This window comes from Coprothermobacter proteolyticus DSM 5265 (assembly GCF_000020945.1).
Lineage (GTDB): Bacteria > Coprothermobacterota > Coprothermobacteria > Coprothermobacterales > Coprothermobacteraceae > Coprothermobacter > Coprothermobacter proteolyticus.
Window position 1 is genome coordinate 1032990 of sequence record NC_011295.1, and the last position, 20503, is coordinate 1053492.

The 20503-nt window shown below is 43.4% G+C and carries 22 protein-coding genes; 8 read left to right on the forward strand and 14 right to left on the reverse strand.

Going from position 1 to position 20503, the window contains the following annotated elements; genetic code table 11:
* The first annotated feature begins 112 nt into the window (after nt 1-112).
* Complete coding sequence (locus tag COPRO5265_RS05475) at nt 113-694, forward strand: glycerol-3-phosphate acyltransferase (protein ID WP_012543610.1); 582 nt, start codon at nt 113-115, stop codon at nt 692-694.
* A complete protein-coding gene (locus tag COPRO5265_RS05480; protein WP_012543540.1) occupies nt 691-1806 on the forward strand; it encodes a glycosyltransferase in 1116 nt (371 codons plus the stop codon). Before COPRO5265_RS05475 ends, COPRO5265_RS05480 begins: the two co-directional genes overlap by 4 nt.
* A gap of 102 nt (nt 1807-1908) precedes the next feature.
* Here the strand turns inward: COPRO5265_RS05480 and COPRO5265_RS05485 are convergent, their stop codons facing one another.
* Together COPRO5265_RS05485 and COPRO5265_RS05490 are read right to left on the reverse strand one after the other, a co-directional pair.
* Nucleotides 1909-2112: a cold shock domain-containing protein gene (locus COPRO5265_RS05485; RefSeq protein ID WP_041735753.1), complete on the reverse strand. Its 204-nt coding sequence runs from the start codon at nt 2110-2112 to the stop codon at nt 1909-1911.
* A 123-nt stretch (nt 2113-2235) separates the two neighbouring features.
* Nucleotides 2236-2439 carry a cold-shock protein gene (locus COPRO5265_RS05490; RefSeq protein WP_018963422.1) on the reverse strand — a complete coding sequence of 68 codons (204 nt, stop codon included), beginning with the start codon at nt 2437-2439 and terminating at the stop codon, nt 2236-2238.
* A gap of 95 nt (nt 2440-2534) precedes the next feature.
* On the opposite strand from COPRO5265_RS05490, the gene COPRO5265_RS05495 reads away from it, so the two are divergent.
* Nucleotides 2535-2948, forward strand: coding sequence for a metal-dependent transcriptional regulator (locus COPRO5265_RS05495; RefSeq protein WP_012544495.1), 414 nt, complete (start codon nt 2535-2537; stop codon nt 2946-2948).
* A gap of 129 nt (nt 2949-3077) precedes the next feature.
* On the opposite strand, the gene COPRO5265_RS05500 is transcribed toward COPRO5265_RS05495, so the two are convergent.
* Nucleotides 3078-4121, reverse strand: coding sequence for an MFS transporter (locus COPRO5265_RS05500; RefSeq protein WP_158300394.1), 1044 nt, complete (start codon nt 4119-4121; stop codon nt 3078-3080).
* A gap of 88 nt (nt 4122-4209) precedes the next feature.
* On the opposite strand from COPRO5265_RS05500, the gene argR reads away from it, so the two are divergent.
* The 3 genes from argR to pdo all read left to right on the forward strand — a co-directional run bounded on the left by argR (nt 4210) and on the right by pdo (nt 7507).
* Nucleotides 4210-4680 (forward strand): arginine repressor, encoded by a 471-nt coding sequence (gene argR, locus COPRO5265_RS05505; protein ID WP_012544318.1) that lies wholly within the window; start codon nt 4210-4212, stop codon nt 4678-4680.
* A gap of 40 nt (nt 4681-4720) precedes the next feature.
* The gene (locus COPRO5265_RS05510; RefSeq protein ID WP_012543451.1) at nt 4721-6709 is read left to right on the forward strand and encodes an elongation factor G; all 1989 of its coding nucleotides are present in this window, start codon (nt 4721-4723) and stop codon (nt 6707-6709) included.
* Between the two features lie 96 nt (nt 6710-6805).
* Nucleotides 6806-7507, forward strand: a complete 702-nt coding sequence (gene pdo / locus COPRO5265_RS05515; protein WP_012544434.1) for a protein disulfide oxidoreductase — start codon at nt 6806-6808, stop codon at nt 7505-7507.
* Between the two features lie 76 nt (nt 7508-7583).
* Here pdo and COPRO5265_RS05520 read toward each other — a convergent pair whose 3' ends face one another.
* The 6 genes from COPRO5265_RS05520 to iorA all read right to left on the reverse strand — a co-directional run bounded on the left by COPRO5265_RS05520 (nt 7584) and on the right by iorA (nt 12785).
* The gene (locus COPRO5265_RS05520; RefSeq protein WP_012544020.1) at nt 7584-8093 is read right to left on the reverse strand and encodes a flavodoxin domain-containing protein; all 510 of its coding nucleotides are present in this window, start codon (nt 8091-8093) and stop codon (nt 7584-7586) included.
* Nucleotides 8094-8095: 2 nt separating this feature from the next.
* Nucleotides 8096-8734, reverse strand: coding sequence for an iron-sulfur cluster assembly scaffold protein (locus COPRO5265_RS07660; RefSeq protein WP_012544224.1), 639 nt, complete (start codon nt 8732-8734; stop codon nt 8096-8098).
* A 7-nt stretch (nt 8735-8741) separates the two neighbouring features.
* Entirely contained in the window at nt 8742-9926 is a 1185-nt protein-coding gene (locus tag COPRO5265_RS05530) for a cysteine desulfurase family protein (protein ID WP_012543830.1), read from the reverse strand.
* Between the two features lie 39 nt (nt 9927-9965).
* On the reverse strand, nt 9966-10232 hold the full coding sequence (locus COPRO5265_RS05535; protein ID WP_012544779.1) for a metal-sensitive transcriptional regulator: 267 nt from the start codon (nt 10230-10232) through the stop codon (nt 9966-9968).
* 79 nt (nt 10233-10311) lie between these two features.
* The gene (locus tag COPRO5265_RS05540) at nt 10312-10890 is read right to left on the reverse strand and encodes an indolepyruvate oxidoreductase subunit beta (protein ID WP_041735759.1); all 579 of its coding nucleotides are present in this window, start codon (nt 10888-10890) and stop codon (nt 10312-10314) included.
* On the reverse strand, nt 10869-12785 hold the full coding sequence (gene iorA, locus COPRO5265_RS05545) for an indolepyruvate ferredoxin oxidoreductase subunit alpha (protein WP_012544805.1): 1917 nt from the start codon (nt 12783-12785) through the stop codon (nt 10869-10871). Before iorA ends, COPRO5265_RS05540 begins: the two co-directional genes overlap by 22 nt.
* Before the next feature lie 96 nt (nt 12786-12881).
* Between iorA and COPRO5265_RS05550 the strand changes: the two genes are divergently transcribed.
* Nucleotides 12882-14540: a Na/Pi cotransporter family protein gene (locus COPRO5265_RS05550; protein ID WP_012544297.1), complete on the forward strand. Its 1659-nt coding sequence runs from the start codon at nt 12882-12884 to the stop codon at nt 14538-14540.
* Nucleotides 14524-14763 carry a hypothetical protein gene (locus COPRO5265_RS05555; RefSeq protein WP_041735762.1) on the forward strand — a complete coding sequence of 80 codons (240 nt, stop codon included), beginning with the start codon at nt 14524-14526 and terminating at the stop codon, nt 14761-14763. The genes COPRO5265_RS05550 and COPRO5265_RS05555 overlap by 17 nt, the downstream gene beginning before the upstream one ends.
* On the opposite strand, the gene COPRO5265_RS05560 is transcribed toward COPRO5265_RS05555, so the two are convergent.
* From COPRO5265_RS05560 to COPRO5265_RS05580, 5 genes are read right to left on the reverse strand one after another with little or no spacing between them, the layout of a single operon-like run.
* The gene (locus tag COPRO5265_RS05560; RefSeq protein WP_012543484.1) at nt 14743-15252 is read right to left on the reverse strand and encodes a type 1 glutamine amidotransferase domain-containing protein; all 510 of its coding nucleotides are present in this window, start codon (nt 15250-15252) and stop codon (nt 14743-14745) included. The genes COPRO5265_RS05555 and COPRO5265_RS05560 overlap by 21 nt on opposite strands.
* A 29-nt stretch (nt 15253-15281) precedes the next feature.
* On the reverse strand, nt 15282-15662 hold the full coding sequence (locus tag COPRO5265_RS05565) for a RidA family protein (protein WP_012543831.1): 381 nt from the start codon (nt 15660-15662) through the stop codon (nt 15282-15284).
* Between the two features lie 30 nt (nt 15663-15692).
* A complete protein-coding gene (locus COPRO5265_RS05570; RefSeq protein ID WP_049750684.1) occupies nt 15693-16790 on the reverse strand; it encodes an MFS transporter in 1098 nt (365 codons plus the stop codon).
* Nucleotides 16783-18606, reverse strand: coding sequence for an alpha-amylase family protein (locus COPRO5265_RS05575; protein WP_236608195.1), 1824 nt, complete (start codon nt 18604-18606; stop codon nt 16783-16785). Before COPRO5265_RS05575 ends, COPRO5265_RS05570 begins: the two co-directional genes overlap by 8 nt.
* A gap of 3 nt (nt 18607-18609) precedes the next feature.
* Nucleotides 18610-20394: a molybdopterin-containing oxidoreductase family protein gene (locus COPRO5265_RS05580; RefSeq protein ID WP_012543700.1), complete on the reverse strand. Its 1785-nt coding sequence runs from the start codon at nt 20392-20394 to the stop codon at nt 18610-18612.
* Nucleotides 20395-20503 lie beyond the last annotated feature (109 nt).

The following is a 20503-nucleotide window of genomic DNA, read 5'->3' on the forward strand; positions in this document are numbered from 1 at the left end:
GCAATAAGAACAAAAACAACGTATTCACAATTGATTGAATTCCACTTAGCGCATGTAAAGTCGCTTAGTCTGCCCTGCTGCCAGTGGTTAATTTGTTAGAATAAAAACAACCATGATAAACATAATTTTGTTTCTACTTTGTTTTTGGTGCGGTGCAGTACCTTTCTCTTACCTTATAGGATTACTGTTCGGCAAAGACGTGAGAGATTTTGGCCAAGATCACAACCCAGGGCCTACCAACAGTTTCAAAGCGGGAGGGGTCGCATTAGGAATTCCGTCTTTAGTATTGGACTTCTTAAAGGGAGCTATTCCTGTATTCATGTTAACCAGCACATATGATCTTTCGCCTGTCGCATTTGTCCTTGTGTGTATCGCTCCTGTAGTTGGACACATATTTACTCCACTGCTTAAGTTTAAGGGCGGAAAAGGCATAACAACTACTTTCGGGATATGGTCTGGTTTGATGCTGTGGGAAGTACCTGTTTTCTTGGGCTCTTTCTTTACTCTTTCCATAATTCTAAAACACTTCTCCAAAGGCTCTACTAATAACGACAAACTAACTGTGGTTATTGCCTCTCTCATGTTACCCCTCGTTGTTTTTCTTACATTTCACAACCACAAGCTTTTTGCCCTAGCTGTGATCAATTCTATATTGCTTATTGCAGCTCAGTTCAGAGAAGTGTTTGGTATATGATGAGAGGCCTTTTCATATTTGTTTTGTATCAGTTCCTAAACAGCATAGTAAACGGTTTCCTAATTAGAATCCCAAGACAGCAGGAAGACACCGTTGGCACACCAAGAGTTTCGGTTCTGGTCCCGGCTAGAAACGAAGAAGAAAACATTGGTCAATGTGTGCAATCGCTTTTAATGCAGGATTACCCTAACTATGAAATCGTGGTATTGAATGACAGCTCAGAGGACGGAACAACCACAGTGCTAAAAAACATAAACAGCGAAAAGCTTAAGGTCATAGAATCAAAAGATGTTCTCCCAGAGGGTTGGACTGGAAAGAATTGGGCTTGTTACAGGTTGTTTCTGAATTCTACGGGAGAAATCGTCATCTTTACCGACGCTGACACTATTCACTCTTCGAACATGATCAGTACAATGGTACAAGAGATGGAACGACGGAATCTGAGCTTCGCATCAGGGATACCAAGAGAACTCATCACGACCTTTGGTGAACGAATTACCGTACCGTTCATGAACTACAGTATAGTTTCCATTTTCCCTATTTTTCTTAGCTACTTGTCACCAGTTTTCAACATGTTTAGTGTGGCTAATGGCCAGTTTATGACGTTCAAAAGATGCGCTTACGAGCAGATAGGCGGCCATGCTGCCGTAAAGGAAGAGATCGTAGAAGACATCGAGTTATCCAAACTTGTCTGCAAGCATGGGATGAAGGTAGGCATGTATAACCTGTCAAACTTAGTTTCTTGCCGTATGTACCGAGGCTTTAGAGAAGCATTCAAAGGCCTGTCCAATAGTTATTTCGCTTTGTCTGGAATGAGGATAATTCCTTCACTGTTTGTGTGGACATGGATGTTAATAGTTGGAATTTACCCTTTGTTCTCATTGTTAGAGCCAGCACACAGGCTTTTAGCCTTGGAGACAATTTGCATGACCATGCTCATCTGGTATGAAACATCTCTCAACTACAAACTCCCAAGGCACATCGTTTTTTATTATCCTTTGATTAGCTTAGTCAATTCTCTTATAGGATTTCACTCAATAATCGAAGGGCTCCGAAGAAACACCTCTTGGAAAGGAAGAACAATAAGCGTGAAAAAGCCTAGGTGGTTCTGAGGATAATGCAGTTGTAAATGGTCCCCTCTTACTTACCAATAAAGAAGCCCCACACCGAAGTATGTGGGGCTTCTTCTTAGGTTGCTCAGACTATCTCGATGTCTACTTTTTTACGACTTTGGCTGCCTGAGGACCTTTTGGACCATTAACGATTTCAAATTCGACCTTATCGCCTTGGTCCAGTGACTTGAATCCGTTTCCTTCAATTGCTGAGAAGTGAACGAAAACGTCTCCTTCACCATCATCGCGGGTAATGAACCCGTAGCCCTTCTTCGCGTCAAACCACTTAACTGTTCCTGTGTACATCTTTGTACCTCCTGTAACGTTTACCCCTTCATACGTAGGGGCTGAGCATATTATATAACAACACATAATAAAAAAACAAGGGCGGCCTACGCCGCCCTTTCGAGCTTCTATCGTTGCAAATGTTTATTTCTTTACAACGTGAGCTGCTTGAGGCCCCTTAGCGCCTCTGGAAACTTCGAATTCAACCTTTTCGCCTTCATTAAGCGTCTTAAAGCCATCGCCTTCAATTGCTGAGAAGTGAACAAAAACGTCTCCTTCACCATCGTCGCGGGTAATGAACCCATAACCTTTCTGAGCATCAAACCACTTAACTGTTCCTGCGTACATTTTCTTACCTCTTCTTTCTTCCCCTATTTTAGGGGCAATCTCATTATACACCTCGCAGACATTAAAGCAAGAGTATTTGCTAAAATGTATTTAACATGGTGGAAGACACAGCACCCACACAACGAGAAGAAGATATCATAGAAGCTATTTATCGCAACCCACACAGGGACCAAGGTGTTACTGTTTCCGAACTATGTAAAGCTTTGGTGTTGGCAAAACCAACGGTTAGCTTAATGGTAAAAAAGCTGCAGGAAAAAGGGCTAGTTACAAGAGAACCTTACAAAAAGATTTTCCTAACTAAGCAGGGTACTGAAAAGGCAAAAGCCATCTTAAGGAGACATGAAGCAATAAAAGAAATACTCATTAAGAGCGGTACCCCTGAGGATATTGCAGAACTGGATGCCTGCAAAATGGAACATTTTCTACACACTGAAACGCTAGAAGCTCTTATGAACTCCCTTTTCGATCCCAAGGAGAAAGAAAGACATAATAAAAAACAGCCGATATAAAATACAGAACCATGGCTGCATAGAAAGAGTAGGAATACCCTCTGTATTGAATTATGTAACCAGCGATTAGCGAACCCTAACGCACGTGATAGATTGTCCCCCATGCTCATAAGCCCGTTGGTTATAGTTCTAAAATGCACAGGCGTTATTCTCCATATTAAACTGCTGAGAAACCGGTGTAGACATGTTCATGAGGGCTTGCCTAATAAGAAAAGATGGTATAGCGTATGCCAGAGAACCGGCTTTTGCGAGAATAAACATGAACGGCAAAGAGAAAAGCTCTGTGATTACTACTGTACGTACCTTGCCGAGGCGTCTCACTACTAGTGGAACTAATAACATTCCAGCCGCCGTGGCCAACTGACCAAGAGTGTAGATGAGCCCAATCTGAGGACCGGGTAAAGTGAAAATATCCTTAAAGTAGAGATTCATGAATGGAATAATCAAACTTGCGCCGAGACCAACTAAAGTTCTTGGTACAATGAGCACGATAAGTAAAGGCGTAAACCCACGAAGGCTCCCAAGTCGCTCTCTGGTGAAAGGATTGCTCAGTGATATTCGCAATGAAGTATGCACCTTTAAGGTTACGATCACCATGCCCAAGGAAGCACACAAAACACCAGTCCACATGATTCCCCTATAAAGGGCAATAGGATCTCTTACACCCAGGAAACCAGAGATAAATGTGAGAAAAGAACCACCAGCAAAAGCAAAGGTGTGTAATGCATTGTTCAAGGAAAAAAGTTCATTCCTGTACTCCTCTTTGGTGTGGTCCATAATAAAAGGGGAAATTCCTATCATGAACAAAGCATCTGCCGTCCCCAAAAGCCCCCCTAATAATACCAACATGGGAACTGACTTTGTTAGGAGGATTAAAACCTGGACTGCGACAGCAAGGCCCATGGCAGTTAGAAAGTTATAGCGGTAACCTATTCTGTTTATTATCAGGGCAGCTGGTATGGTCATTAACACGGACCCAAATGAACGTGCACTTAGCACCGTGCCAATCACAGACTGAGTAAAACCAATTTCAGATAAGTACAAGTTAAAAACTGTGAAGTAAAACGAAAAACCCATGAAATACAAAAAACTAGCAACAGAAAACCATAGCAGCGGCGCAGGATTCTCTGTTAGCGCTGTTCTGTATCTTCTTAGGGCGGCGATAATTTGCATTAACCTTATTATACATTTCATATTTGATCAACCATGGTGTAAAATGTAAAAGTGAATGTATAAATATTCCTAATATAGGAGGTACACCATGGAACGGAGCAAGAGAACTACAGCGGAAAGACTTAAGACGCTTCGAGAGATCATCAAGACAGAACCTACATCTACCCAGCAGGAGTTAGTGGAGAAATTAAAGCAAGCTGGGTTTAAAGTCACCCAAAGTACAGTATCAAGGGACCTCAAAAAAATAGGAGCAATGAAAGTATTCTTACCTGATGGTACCTACGAGTATACCTTGCCTGAGGCAACCTCACTGACTATTGACGAACGCATTGTAACCATTGTAAAGAAAAGTATTTTGGACATGCAGTACCGCTCCCCCATATTGGTTATAAAAACGGTACCCGGTACAGCAAGAAGCGTAGCGCGTGCTATAGATTCCTTGCAGCTAAAGAAAGCCATTGGGAGCATAGCTGGTGATGATACGGTCTTTGTTCTTGCTCAAGATGATGTAGGAGCGTTCGAGATAAAGGAGAAATTGCATGATATAATGGAAAAGTAGAATGTGTTAACAAAGCCTTAAAAAATGGAGGTTTTCCGGTATGGGGTTATCTGAAAAAACGATTACTGTTGCTGTAGTGGGGTCAGTAAAGAGTGGTAAAACAACTCTTGTAGAGAACCTATTAGCAAAGGCAGGGGTGATCGACAAACCAGGCAAGGTCGAGTCGAAAAACACTGTGAGCGACTTTGATCCCTTTGAACAGGAGAGACAGATTTCCATCAACCTGACAGTGGAACCACTAGTTTGGAAAAATGTAAAAATCAATTTTTTAGATACACCAGGTTTCTTGGACTTCAAAATGGATTCCATGTCAGCAATCAAGTTTTCTGACGCAGTCCTATTCGTGGTGGACGGTTCATCTGACATCGGTGTTACTACAGAAATGCTTTGGGATTATTACCTAAACCTTGAACAAAAGAAACCGGCATTATTTTTCCTAAATAAGATGGATAAGGCCGAGGCAGATCAAAGTAGAGTAGTTGATCAAATACGTTCACTACTCTCCAATAGAGCTGCACCTTTATCTGTACACGCTAATGATAAAGTTGTTAGCGTCTTCGACGACTTATCAGGCTTACCAGAGGAATTGAGAAACGCTGCAGCTGAGTACAAAGAAATGGTTCTAGATGCAGTGGCAGAAGCTGATGATGTTGTATTAGAAAAGTACTTGTCCGGAGAAGAGATTACCCAGGAGGAGCTTAGCAGGTGCTTCAAGAGTGCCATGGCAAACGGAAATTTCTTCCCAATAATGGCAGGCTCATGCATCAATGATAGCGGCCTAGAGAATGTTCTGGATTTCCTTTCAGAGAATGTATCTCCTCTACCTGTGTCTGATTTTCCTAATGCTGACACCGTGGGCATAGTCCTGAAAACTTATATGGACCCTTATGTGGGTCGCATAAGCGTTATAAAGATGCTGAAGGGATCACTAACTACGGGATCTCAGCTCTGGAATCCAGACACAGAACAGTTGATAACCATACCCAAGGTTTCATTCATCGTGGGTAAGAAAATAGTCGATGCAGAAACAGTTGCGGCTCCCGACATCGGCGCCATAGTTAAGGTAGAGGAATTGGCAACTAACTCTGTACTCTGTACACCCAACGTGAAAGTGGATGTACCACGCCTTGATGTACCACAACCACTTCTTCCAAAAGCCATTGAACCTAAAACAAAATCAGACCAGGAGAAGTTGCTAAGTAGCTTACATAAGATACAAACAGAAGATCCTTCCTTCATAGTTTTCTACGATCGCGAAATGAAGCAAACAGTTATCGAAGTTCAAGGAGAAATGCAGTTGAACGCAATATTAGGAAAACTACATGATCGCTATCACGTTGAAGTGACTTTGGCACCACGAGAAGTACCTTATAGAGAAACCATAAAAGGGCGAGCGCAAGCCCAGGGTAGATACGTAAAGCAAACGGGCGGTCACGGCCAGTACGGAGTAGTGTTCATAGAAATTTGGCCTACTGAAAGATCAGCTGGCTACGAATTTGAAGATGCCATTTTTGGAGGAGCCATACCCAACAACTACATACCTTCGGTAGATAAAGGCATACGTGAGCGTATGAGCAAAGGCGTTATTGCCGGATACCCCGTTGTTGATGTACACGTAAAGTTGTTCGACGGAAAGTACCACCCAGTAGATTCTTCAGATATGGCTTTCCAAATTGCTGGATCTTTAGCATTCCAAGAAGCTTTCATGAACGCAAAGCCCATTCTTCTGGAACCCATTTACAAAATCACCATTAAAGTTCCAGAGGAATTGGTAGGTGACATAATGGGTGACATAAATGCTCGCAGAGGTAGAGTCCTTGGAATCAGTGCTGAAGGAAAATGGCAAGTCATCACCGCTGAAGTGCCTTACGCAGAGATTATTGAGTATGCTAAAGATTTTATGTCCATTACCGGAGGGCGTGGCATCTACAACACGGAATTTGTACGTTACGAAGAAGTACCACCCAACATTGCTGAACAAATCATCGAAAAGCGGAAAGCCATATTAGAAAAAGAAAAAGCAGAATAAAAGGTTTTTCACCAAAAAAGTAAACCCGTACCCGTATACCCCGTGGGGTATACGGGTATAATAATTTACGGAGTTATTAAAGTAGGAGGTGCCTGCATGGCAATTTTGAAAGAATCTGACAAAAAAGAGGTCCAAAAAAGACTCGCTGTCATGAACAAAACAGTAAAGGTAATTACATTTTTACCTGAAAGTGATATTATCGTGCCCGGACGTCGTGAATGTATGTACTGCAACGAAGTAAAAGAACTTATGTCAGATCTTGTGGCTACAACTGATAAACTTTCCTTAGTTTTGATCGACCCACTAAAGCAACCTGAAACTGCTCAAGAATACGGCCTAAAGAAAGATTCGCTCGGTTTCATGTACCCAGCGATAACATTCTCTGTCTTGGAAGATGATGGACAAGAAAAACACTACAACATTTGGTTCTATGGCATTCCTGCCGGATACGAGTTTGCAACACTTCTGGACGACATCATACTGCTTTCAACAGGTAATGTGAAACTTAATAAAGCTTTGCTACCTCAACTGGCTGCCATAAACACTAAGGTTACAATGGATGTGTTCGTAACACCTACGTGCCCCTATTGCCCCAAAGCAGTCTTCACAGCTCACCAGTTTGCTTATTTCAACCCAAATTTCACAGGAAATATGATAGAAGCCAGCGAGTTTGAAGAACTTACAAACCGCTGGAACGTCTACGGTGTTCCAAAGACTGTCATAAACGAAAAAATAGAGGTGGAAGGTGCCGTACCAGAGAACCTGATGCTTGACTACGTCAAAAACGCACTACTCTGAATAACAACAAGAAACATTAAGAATATAAGAAGGCTCCCAGTTTGCTTCTGGGAGCCTTTTTATATTCCTGTGATCATTAGCACTGACGAGCTATTTCTTTTATGCGGTTAGATAATGTCCAAACCTTCTCGGTGTCTACATTGTCCACTGAATGAGGATCCTCACCCATGATTTGAAACAGTTCTTGAATATTTGACTTTTCTTCTTCGGTAAGCTGATCTAGATCTACAGCCCCTGGGAAATTGGCAAGAGCCAAAGGAGGCCTATCAAATAGACCCAAGTACTGTCGGACATAGATGGGTCCGCCTATTTTTCCACCATTCCATGTTCTCTCGTCTTCGATGAGACTGATAGCCACACCGGCCCACATTCTTCCATAAAGATCACTTCTGTGTGTCTGTATAAACTCCAACATGTCTGGATTTAATTTGTGATTGTACACCCCGGCAACGAAGACAATGGCATCTCCCCAAAAAGACTCCACTTGTTCCACCGATTGAGCTTCACCATCAAGTGCTTCAGCAATGGCTTCAGCATAACGCTTTGAAGCTCCATGCCTGCTAACATAAATCACCTGTACCTGCATCTCTAAAGATCACCCCTTCCCTGATTTACTACTTCAATGTCTTTTACTCCGGGCAAGTCAGAGACTTTTTCTTTTATCTCATCGATAATTTCCTGCAAATAGGGATCATCGTGAGCAAAGGAGATTTCTATTCTGACTTTCCCATCGTCAACTCCAATGTATTTTACACGCTTCAAAGACACTATGTCCAAACCCTGAGGCGGGTAAATCACATGGTAAAGTTCCTCCCGCACTAAATCGGAGCTAAGTTCTTCTTCAGGAAGACGACCCGTTTTTCTAAGATAGTCCTTGATAGCCGCTCTTAAACCGTCCACAGCAAGCACTGAACAATGGTACTTAACAGGAGGAAGTCCTCCAAGTTCCTGGACTGCCTCTGTCCACTTGATGGACAGTGCTTCTTCTAAGGTCTTCCCTTTCGCCAAATCAGTAACAATGGAAGCTGTAGCTATGTTGCTGGCACAACCGTAAGATTCAAATTTTATGTCCTCGATGACATCGTTGTTTATCTTCAAATAAATGGCTATCTGATCCCCACATGCGGGGCTTCCCACAAGAGCTTCCGCATCAGGATTTTCTATAACCCCTTGGTTATGTGGGTTTTTAAAATGTTCAATTACTTTAGGATTGTATTTTATCGACATGCTCAAATCACTCCTTATAAACCTTTGGTGCTAACGGACTAATCTTGCGAAGCTTTGCCACAATACCTGGAATTACTTCCAAGAATTTGTCTACTTCTTCATCAGTGGTGGTCCACGTAAAGGTCATCCTGATGGCACCGTGAGCCCTTTCATAGTCTCCGTACATGGCAAGTATGACGTGGTTTGCCTCTAAGAATGGATTTGCACAGGCGGAGCCAGTATCCACCGTTATATCTTCCATATCCAGGTACATCTCCACTGATTCGCCTTCCACATATCTAAAGGTGAGACAGACATTGCTAGGCGACCTTAAGTCCCCCTCAGGACCGTTTAGCAATGTTTCTGGAACCAGTTCCATGGTTTCATTGATCAAACGATTGCGTATGTGTTTCATGTGTTCTATCTTCTGTTCCAATCCGTCTTGCATAAGCTCCAATGCTTTTGCAGCACCCACAATGGATGGCACGTCAGGGGTACCAGGGACAATTCTCGAATAAGCCTGACTACCGTATATGGGACCTTTTACAGGTACGCCTTTTTTCACCCACAAGGCCGTGACACCTTTTGGACCATGTATTCTTTCTATGCTGGCCGTAATAATGTCAGCATAGGGTGCTAAAGCAAGATCTGCCAATCTTCCCAAAGCCCAGGTCAAATCATAATGAATAAGCACTTCTGGGTTTACGTCCCTAATAATCTTACTAATATCCTTAACCGGTTGAATAGTACCTACCATGTAGTTCACAGCAGCCATGGTTACAAGCACTGTGTCTTTTCCAAGACTCTCACTTAGCGCATCTAAATCCACTAAGCCGTTTGAATCCACCGGTAAGTAAGTAACCTTGATTTTCCCGAGCTTCTCAAGTTGCTTCACCAAATCCATGGTAGTTCCGTGTTCAATAGACGTTGTTATGACGTGGGGAACCGTACCACTTTCAACGTTATTAAGTACACCCTGGATGGCAATGTTATTGGCCACAGCGTGGCTGGGTGCAAAGTGAACCTCGTCAGGTTTTCCTCCAAAGAACTTTGCGTAAGCCATCTGGCTGTTCTCAATAGCTTCTGCTGCCGTAGTTCCGGTATAGGTAAAGGAAGACGGGGCCCAGTACTTCTCGGTCCACCATGGTATCATTTCATCAATAACACTTTTATCCACATAAGTGGATCTGCAGTGGTCAAAATAAGCTCTCACCTGCTCATACACTCCTCTCTGATTTACATACACATTGTTTTACTTACTTGTTTTTTCAATCAGGACCTGCAAAGCTTTTGATAGTTCTTCGCTGCCCTTCTCGGGTAAGCATTTAGCCATACGGTCTCGGACCATAAGAGAAACTATTTTCTTCATAAGCCCCTGCACAGCAGCAATTTGAGTAGCGACCTCAGTGCAGCAAACACCATCAGAAAGCATGCGTTCCACCGCAGAAAGTTGCCCTACAGCTGTTTTAACCATTTGAAGTACTTCATCTCCATAAGCAGGTCCGTCATTTGTTTTCATAGAAGCATCACCAAAAATATTATACCCCCCATGGAGGGGGGTATATACAACAGATGAGCGCTGTTTAAACTCCAGATTACTAACTAACTTGGTAGCCTAAATCAAAAGCCTTTAAGTTGTTTTCGAGGTCTCTTGGCAGCACTTCTTCAAGCGCTTTTTCAATGACTTCTTTGGGAAGTAAGAATGACAGTACAGAAGCAGACTTTCCCAGCATGACACTGTTCACGTAAATGGTACTTCCCAGGCTCTTTGCCAAGGCCGTAGCATCAAACATATGACAAGGCCCAAACTCCTCTAGGTTTTTGCGAATCTCTTCTAACGACGGATAGACAGTGCTACCCAGGTTTGCCGATACAGGAACCATCTTAGCCTCGTTCACTATGAATGTGGTACCTTTTTTAGCATAGTTTATGTAGCGAATGGCTTCTAGTGGCTCAAAAGAGAGAAGCAAATCTGCAGTACCCTCTGGTACTGTGGAGGCAACAGGATTTTCCGAAATACGAACAAAACCAATAACTGAGCCCCCTCTTTGAGCTAAACCGTGAATTTCACCCACTGCGGCATAGTAGCCTGCCATCATTGCGGCTTTTCCCAAAACCTTCGCGGCAGTAAGTATGCCTTGACCACCTACGCCAGTTAAAACAATGTTGTATACCACTGCTGCCACCTCGCTCTCGATTCGTCACTCACAACATCAAAGTTCTTCTCCCCTTCAATGCTCTTCTCGTAAATGGCATTGTAAGGGCACACTTGTGCGCAGGCAGAACAACCCGCACAAAGATCTTCGTCAATGGAAACTTTCTTTTTGTCTCGGTCGAAAACCAAGGCTGGGCAACCCAGCAGGTTCACACACACCCTACACCCAGTACATTTTTCTTCTTCTACTGCGTACAGAGGAGCACGTTCTCCTCTTCTTTGAAGTTGCCTCTGCCTTAGCAGTGCACATGGCTGTTTAGCCACAATAACAGCCACGGTATATTCGTTTGCTTCCTTAATAGCCTCTTCCAAAGCCTGTAAATCGTATGGATCCACAGATTTTACATAATCAACACCCAGCCCACGAGCTACCTGCTCTATATCCAAGTGAGCACCAATGTCACCAGAAGCTGTTATACCCGTAGATGGGTTAGGTTGATGGCCTGTCATAGCTGTGATACGGTTATCCAATACGATGAGTGTGAGTTTGCTCCTGTTATATACTGCGTTCACCAAAGCAGGCAAACCCGTATGGAAAAATGTGCTGTCACCTATGGTAGAAATGACCCTTTCCTCCTGAGCCTTTGCCATACCGCTCCCCAAGCCTACCGATGCGCCCATAGCAATACATGTATCAATAGCTTTTAATGGATCCAATGCACCTAAGGTATAACAACCAATGTCTGAGGGTTTAACAGATTTCCTTTCCGTTTTCTTAACCATGTAAAAAACGTTTCTATGCGCACAGCCTGGACAAAGCACTGGAGGTCGAGGAGGAAGTGAAGGCACCTGAGCTATTTGTGGCTCTGTCACTGGTAGGTTCAGAATCCTTTCTAGAGCATTGCGGACTTTCCAGTAATTAAGCTCGTCAACTCTGGGGAGCACGTCTTTCCCATGCACCGGCACGCTCAACCCTGCTTCGTAAAGTATTGCTTTGATCATTTCTTCCAAAAATGGTTCTAGCTCCTCTACCACCAGCAAGACATCCAACTGTTTGGCAAACTCAACTATCAATTCTTTATCCAGCGGATAAACCATGCCCAGTTTAAGTATGTTTAACTGGGTGCCTAAGTCACGTTCCGCTTCCTTTACATAGAGATACTCCACGCCCTGTGTGATTACGCCAACTTTACCTGACCCTTCTAACCTATTGAGCTCATGGTTACGTGAAAAACTGATAGCTTGGTCCAACCGCTGCAGCACTTTAGGATGATTTTTCTTGGCGTTGGCTGGTAAACTTACGAACCTGACAATGTCGGGCTTAAAAGTTCCCTTCCTCCGGTTTCCTTGCCTAACGTTTTCACCTAACGAGGAAAACGTTACAGGACTTCGCGTATGACTAACTCGGGTTGTACTCCTTAGAAGAACCGGTGCACCAATCGATTCACTAAGTTCGAAAGCTATCTTAGTAAAATCTTTAGCCTCCTGAGGATCTGAAGGAACAAGTACAGGAACTCCTGCGAATTTGCCGAAAATTCGGTTATCTTGCTCGTTTTGTGAACTCCACATTCCTGGATCGTCAGCGGTCAAAATCACTAAGCCTGCTACCGCTCCCTGATAGGCAAGCGACATGAACGTATCTGCTGCAACATTAAGCCCTACATGTTTCATGGTTGCCATGGCTCTTAGGTTTGACCACGAAAAAGCCGTAGCCACTTCCAGGGCAACCTTTTCATTTGTAGAGTATTCCACATATACACCCGTCTCCTTCGCATATTTGCTCAACGTCTCGGTGACCTCTGTGGAAGGAGTTCCCGGATAAGCGGCTACGCATGCTACATCCGCTTCCAAAGCCCCCCTAGCAATGGCTTCATTACCTAACAAAAGATCAGAGCCCGTTTCATCTAGAAATGACATTAAGTTCACCTCCACTTAACATTGTACTACCCTTTCTTCGGCGTGTTAGAATCTAAAGTAGTTAATATAACCACCAATCAAAATAAGGAGGTACTAATGCAGCCACTGCAATATATTGGGCTCGCTCTTGGTGGCCTTTCTGTTTTCTTGTATGGTTTGCTTGCCTTCAGCGACTATTTAAAAGAATTAGCAGGCATTCGCCTAAGAACCATCATCACTCGAATTAGCGGAACAACTTGGAAAGCACTATTAACGGGTTTGATCGTAACCGCTCTCTGGCAGTCTTCTTCGGTAACAACAGTAGTTGCAGTTGCGTTGGTAAATGCGGGTATGCTACCATTTGAAGCCGCTCTAGGTTTGATTTTTGGGGCCAATATCGGAACTACTATTACTGCTCAAATAGTTGCCTTCAACATAACACAGTGGGGTTTGTTCATTCTTCCCATAGGTTTGATAACGTATTTGGTTGGCAAGAAGAAAAGAGCAAAGACTATTGGTCTATCGATTTTTTCTTTTGGACTCCTTTTATCAGGTCTATGGTTAATGGAACTAGGGCTTAGCCCATTAAAGGAATCTGCTTATCTGCAAAGTCTTTTAGTAGCGTTTAGTACTAAACCTTGGCTGGGTATATTAGCTGGTGCAGTATTTACTGGCATCATACAATCATCATCTGCGACAACATCACTAGTTGTGGCGATGGCACGTCAAGGATTAATGACGTTCGGCGCAGCAGTACCATTAGTACTGGGCGCAAATGTCGGTACCACCGTAACCGCTCTTTTGGCTTCTATTGGAACCAAACTAAGTGCTAGAAGAACGGCTGTGGCTCACCTGCTCTTCAACCTTGTCGGTGTCATCTTGATATATCCTTTTCTTGTTACAGGAATTTACCAAAACGCCGTAATAAGCATTTCTGAAATTTTCGGCGATGTTTCCTTACCACGCCTCATAGCAAATTCCCATACTTTGTTCAACGTCGTCTGGGCTTTGTTTTGGGCTTTCCAGGTAAATAACTTCGCTAAGCTCGTAAAGTGGCTAGTTAAAGGTGAGGAAAAGATTTTCACAAAGCCCGAGTATTTGCACGCAAACTTGTTGTCTGCTCCTTCTTTGGCTTTAGATGCTCTTAGAAGTACCTTAAAATACATGGCTGATGTGAGTATTAGCATGCTGAACTCTGTTGTCGAAATGATTCTCAAGGAAGAAAAGTATAATGGTGAAGAAATTTGGAATATGGAGAACTTAGTTGACGACCTTTACAGTGATGGCCTGCAGTATGCAAACAAACTAGCACAGACATCCTTGTCAGAAGAAGAAGTGGCATACTTAGCTGCCATTGTTCACAGCATGGACGATGTGGAAAGATGGGGCGACCACGCGACTAACTTGATAGAGTTCGCTGAATTCGTGTACGAAAATGATGTGCACTTTAGCCCCAAAGGTCAAGAATCCTTAAAACAGCTTTTTGGTCTAGTAAAGGCTAATTTGGACAGAGCACAACAGGTAATTGACAACGGTTTCTCAGAAAGCATTTTAGAACTTACGGTCCTTACCGAAGAACAGATTGATGCTTTAGTCAAGGAACTCAGAAACGAAAGAACCGAGCGCTTAATTCAAGGCGAAGTTTCTGTAAGTGCTGCAGTTATTTACGTGGACATTTTAACCAACTTAGAGCGTGTGGCTGACCATTGCCTTAATGTAGTGCAGAATTTTTCACGTATCCATGGAGAGAAGGTGAGCGATGAACGACGTCAATAAAGAACTTCGGAAGCAAGCCGCACTTCTGCTCAAGGTTCTTGGAATAATGATTGTATTCCCAGGATTTCTGATAACAGCGGCGCTAGCCATATTTGTGCCGCCAACGAACGAAGGCAAATATGCTAACGCTTTTGTAAGCTTAATACTATTTGTAATACTCTTCGCCCTGTTACAAGATGAAATATTCGCTTTTATCCGTAAGCTATTTGGGAAGAAGAGCTAGTAAAGCTGGAAGATTGAACGGTAAATCATCGGGAACTCGGCTACTAACAATGTTCTTATCCACCACCACTGGTTGGTTAACCCAGATGGCACCTGCGTTTTCCAAGTCGTCTTTTATGGCAGATACTGAAGTCATAGTTACTCCCTCAACTACTTTCGCTGAGATGAGCACTTGAGGTCCATGACAAATAGTTCCAATAGGTCTACCCAACTTGTAGAATGCTGAAACGAATTCCTTGACCTCGTCAAAGCGGCGAAGGCGATCGGGGGCATGCCCGCCCGGAATATAAAGCCCAACAAATTCTTCTGGCTTGTGTTTTGCCAAAGTTTCAGTTATCTGAAAATACAAGCCATTCTTTCCCTTCGCTAATTTGGGCTCAACACCTAGCACTACTGGCTCAAAGTTGTCTTCCTGCACCCTGAAATAAGGATAAAAGAACTCCAGGTCCTCAAAACCATCATCCAGCAATATGGCTATTTTCCCTGCCATGTGTGAACCTCCTTTCTTCTCAACTTAAGTTACTCACTTCTCTGCGCAACTAGCTCCATCTCAAAAAAAGCATTCATGGGCAATCCTGCTACCTGTATCATACTCCTAGCTGGTAAATCATTTCCAAAAAAGGCTGCATAGCGCTCATTAAGCTTTGCAGCATACGACATGTCTTTCATAAAAACCGTGGTTTTCACAACTGCATCTTTCGCAATACCTAAGGCCTTCAGCAATTCATTAACGTTAGCAAACATTTGTGAAAGTTGCAAATCAGGATCTTCTGGTAACGTTCCATCAGGTTTTGCACCCAACAGACCACTAACAAAAACAAGATTGCCACTTTCTACAGCATGGACATAGGGGCCTGTAGGTTTGAAAATCCCATCTACTACGTACCTTTTCACAAGCATCACCCCTTTACTAAACTTTAAAATCCAAACTTACTGTCGTGACTCGGCCAATAGCCTATATAAATGCAAACTGAACCACATCAACACTGACGAAAGCAAGAACAAGACTATTGGTCCTGTATTATAAATGTACCCACCTACAGCCGAAGCTAAACTGTTAAAGGCAGCAATAGTGGCCGTAAGGAGAGCAAAACCAATGTATGAGTAATCCTTAGGAACACGATGCGACACACCGCTGGTTATCAGCGAATACGTGTTCATGAAAGCGCCTCTAAAGAAAAACGCTACCCACAAAAACCACCTATTACTGATGAGAAGCATCGTTCCCAAGATGCCGCACCAAACGGATATCCTAAGTATGATGGAACGATGGGACACACGCACAGCCAAATAGGCTAGAAGTACCGCTCCAATGGCAGAAATACTTCCCAAAAGCCCAAGCATGGTACCTGAAAGAGCAAAACGTTCCTTCGCATACAATGGGGCATAAGGTACAGTGATCATCATGGCAAAACTCATCACAGCCGCCCATAGCAAAGCTTGATAATATGAACGATCTTTTGGAAGCATCAGACTTTTCTTCTTTGGCTCATCCTTTTTCAGAAAAGCCAGAGGAACCGCAGAAAAAACAAAAGAGATCGCTGTTACAATCATCAATAATTCATATCCACCAATATCTTTAAGCACACCTCCCACAAAAGGGCCTACCATCATCCCAATACTGTAAGTACTTGATGTATACATGCTTCCTTTCATAAACTCATCACCAAGTTCGTCTAGAAAGTATGAGTTTATCAGTGGACTGGAATAACTGCTTATGAACCCAAAAAGCGCACAACCGAGGTAAATAGTCCAATCGCTGCTGCCAAAAGCCCAGAGCAGTGGAGCAATAGCACTACCACCCCAACTGAGCATAAACAAAGGTTTCTTAGGGAAATGGTTACCCATCCAAGCACCTATAAAATAGCTAAGCACCGCAGTAGCACTTATGAGCCCGTTAGCCAAACCAACTTGCCCAGGATCACCCAACTTATACAGCAGAAATACTGGCCACTGAGTAGTGTACAGCCCAATGGAAAACCCCCAAAGCAAGTATCCCATCCCAAGGGCTTTTAGTTCTCTACTCATGTTTGAATAGCGCAACTCCGTCGGTTTGAAGTGTATCCAAAACTGCGGTTCCCACACACAGTAAGGGTGCTTCCGTATAACTTATGGGTTTTTCCGTGTTGTTCCATACAAACATTGCACCTTTGTGTTTCACCATTAATGGTTCGTTGCTACAGATTTTAGCCATGGCATCGTAATGTGTAACCCTGAGTCTGTTAAGTTTACCAATTATGTACGTTAGATCCTTCTCGCTATCCCAGTGAAGTGCGTAGTGGTCAAAAAAACTAAGCTTACCGTAGAATTCGTCATCTCTTGGAAGCACCCACTTATCGTCGAAGGTTGCATCCAAACCTAAATTCATGGGCTGTTTCTCCAAGAGTTCCAACCCGGCGTTTACAACAAAATAGCTGTTGGGGAGAAAGGCAGACATTACCAAACGCTGCAGTGCTTCATGATACGGCAGTCTACCAAAAATCCTTGGTGTGTCAGGTGTCTCCACAGCTGCCCACAAAGGCAAAACCCTTCTTGTACTATCAGTAAAAAGTTCTACGATCTTTTCTCGACGTGGCAACATCCACCAACTATTACCTATAATTGCTCCATAATTTGACTCTTTAGCCCTAACATCACCCTCAGGATTAAGTTCTTCAGCAATGAGCATGAAATCAGCCTTCATCTTAAGGGCTTTTTCCATCATTCGCTGCTCTAGTTCTTTGGGCAAAGCATGACCCATATCAATGCGTGCACCGTCAATGTCAAATCTCTCAATGTAGTACGCAATAATGCCTGATAAATAGTCCCAAAGTTCGCCGTTTGGTTTCGAACCAGGGAAGCGACTTGCTTTAATAACGTCAAAAAGCACGTAAGGTGGCTGATCATCCCCCACAAAGGGTTTTGCTACATCGGGATGGTCCAAGAATAGACGATAGAACGTTACATCGTCCCACGTTGGCTGAGGATCATTAAGCCAATCGCTAAACCCTGGAGGAGTTATGACGCCGAAGGTTTTCACCAGCTCGGGAAGAAAATCCTTTCCCCTGTTAGCTTTAACAAAGTTATCCCATTTTTCCGGCTCAGTATAGGAAGGGGACCACCGAAAACAGCTAAGAAAGTTCCTTACATCCTGGCGCTGATACAAGTAGGCCATATCCTCATCGGATAACTGCCTAAAACCCAGTTCAGGCGCTTTGGGTGGAGCATATTTCCCTACACTGGCAACATCAACCCAGTAGAACCACTCGGGATGCTCCAAGATAAGATCGCTGTCACGGGCACCAGTTCTTGGAACAAAATCCAAGATTACTTTCATCCCTATGCGGTGGCAGAACTCGACGAAAGCACCAAAAAGCTCTTCTGCACTCAAATCCAGTAATGGATCTGCTAAGTAATCAGCTATGCGCAGTGGATCACTCACAGCATACGGAGACCCCACAGTTCCTTTCTTGAACCTATCACTGTGCATACTAACCGGTAATAAATACATAGTGTCAAAATGCATTCGTTTAGCATGAAGAGCAACAGCCATCATCTTTAGGAATGTACCTGATTCCCTATATCCTAGAGGATCTTCCGGTTCAAAAAGACCAAAGCCTTTATGGTTGTAAGCACTTGTGGTTCGTGGAAATGCAACGTAAATACTATCTGACTTCACGGAAAAGCTGTACGCATCAAGGTCGTTAAGCATTTCCTCAAAGAACTCATATGGGTCAACTTTGAACCTTACACCATCAAAACAAACACGCCCTTTGTAACCACAAGGCATCCAATGCTTGGGTATGTGGTAGTTTACTCCCGCTCTTTTGTCCCTTAACTCATTTTTGACTTTTTCCAAGTACACGCCCTATTCTCCTTTCTCAATGTTCACAAAAGTCCACATAATCTGTGATCCCCCACTATATTCTTGCAGAGTAGGTTCTACTAAGTCATTCACATTTGGCTTCTCCGCATCAGCCCAGAACCCATGCTCCAAACGCACAACTCCAGGTGGCACTTTGTCTGTCACTTTACACACTACCTCAAGAGATCCCCTATTGTTTTTAATGTTAACTTGTTCTTTGTTGCTTATGGACAACTTTTGAGCATCTTTAGGATTTATCTCCAGTAGCGGCACTTCCTTAAGCACATTAGCGTACTGACTATGAATCCTTAACCTGCCAACTGGAGTCAGTAACATATAGCTTCCCTCTGCTGTCTTATATGAAGAGTGCCTGATCTGGGCAATTTCAGGCCAATTTACCGGACCTGGTTTTGCTGGATCAGGGAGTCTGTAAATTTTGTGCTCTTTCATAAATTCGTAGTCGATGCCCAGATTTCTCAAAGCACCGTTAATGACTTCCCTATCAGTTTCATAAAGTTCACTTTGCTCCAGCTTTAATTGACGTGCCAATTCTCTTGCAAGCTCCATATTGCTCATAGCATCTGGAGGAGGCTCCAAACCCTTTTCGTTAAACGCCAAGAACCGATGACCGTAGGAAGCAACCAGATCTTCAAACTCCAAGTAATGCTTCGCTGGCAAAACTACATCCGCTACTTGAGCTGATTCTGTCATAAACATGTCGTGCACTATGACCGTATTCCTGCTGTTTTGAAATGTTTCTACGAGTTGTCGACGACCTGGAAGCGTGTTTACAGGATTGGCATTCAAAACCAAAAATGTGGCATCTGTTACATCTTTTAATTGCTTGCTTAACAGTGTCCAGTTTAGGGTTTCTTTGCTTGGTTCCTGACCTTTAAGCCTTATATAATCAACATCTATCCCATGATAAGGCCTATCAAAGTAGAAGCGGTCAGATTGATCAATTACGCTGAGAATAGAAGCTACAAGACGCACTGCCATGGCACCGTTCCACTGCCGCTGAAAGCCATAGCCTATAAAAACAAATGGACGACTGCTATTCGCAAGCTTAGAAGCTAACAAGTGAGCCGTTTCGCTACTAACACCTGATATGTGCTCCAAATTGCCAAAGTCATCAACACAAAAAGGTACCTCGTATCCCATAGCGTCCAGTTCTCTGAGTATTTGAAGTGATAACGCTACGTCACCTCCAGGGTTTACTGGAACATGGAAAAATGATTCTGCTGTTGGTGTTTTGACTGGATCGATGACAAAGACTTCACCAGCCTGTTTAGCCCAGGTGTAAGCATGAATGGAAGAGTACGCCACATTGGCTCCCCAGATGATCACAAAATCACTGTCCTTTATAGCATCTATGTCACAACCCCATATGGAACCAACACCATCCATCAGAGCAACATCGCCGGCAGTGGAGCAAATGTCCCAAACCAGCTCAGGTGCGCCCAGCCTTCTTAGCAGACGCTGGTGGAAAAACCTTGAAAGTAAGCCCATATGTCCTGAATAGTCAATTCGATAAACTTTGTTCGAAGAGAGTTTCTCAGCTGCTATGCTTATAGCCTTATCGATGGAAATCTTTTCAAACCCTTTCTTCGTTCTTACCAGCGCCTTTGTAATCCTCTCCGGATAACTTACTTGCCTCAAACTAAGAGCGGCTTTGCCGCAAGTGAATCCCGAGGTAAAAGGATGATTTGAGTCACCGACTAATCTTCCGTATTGAAGAACCATGCCGCAGGAATCATAGCAGTCTCGCGGACAGACATGATAGCTCATACCACATATGATAGCAAAAGACCGCACCGAACAAAGCCACCGCTCGCAGCGAATATTCGCCCCTTGATAGCGGCTTTTCCATATATCTCTGTGCATAGAGAACGAACAG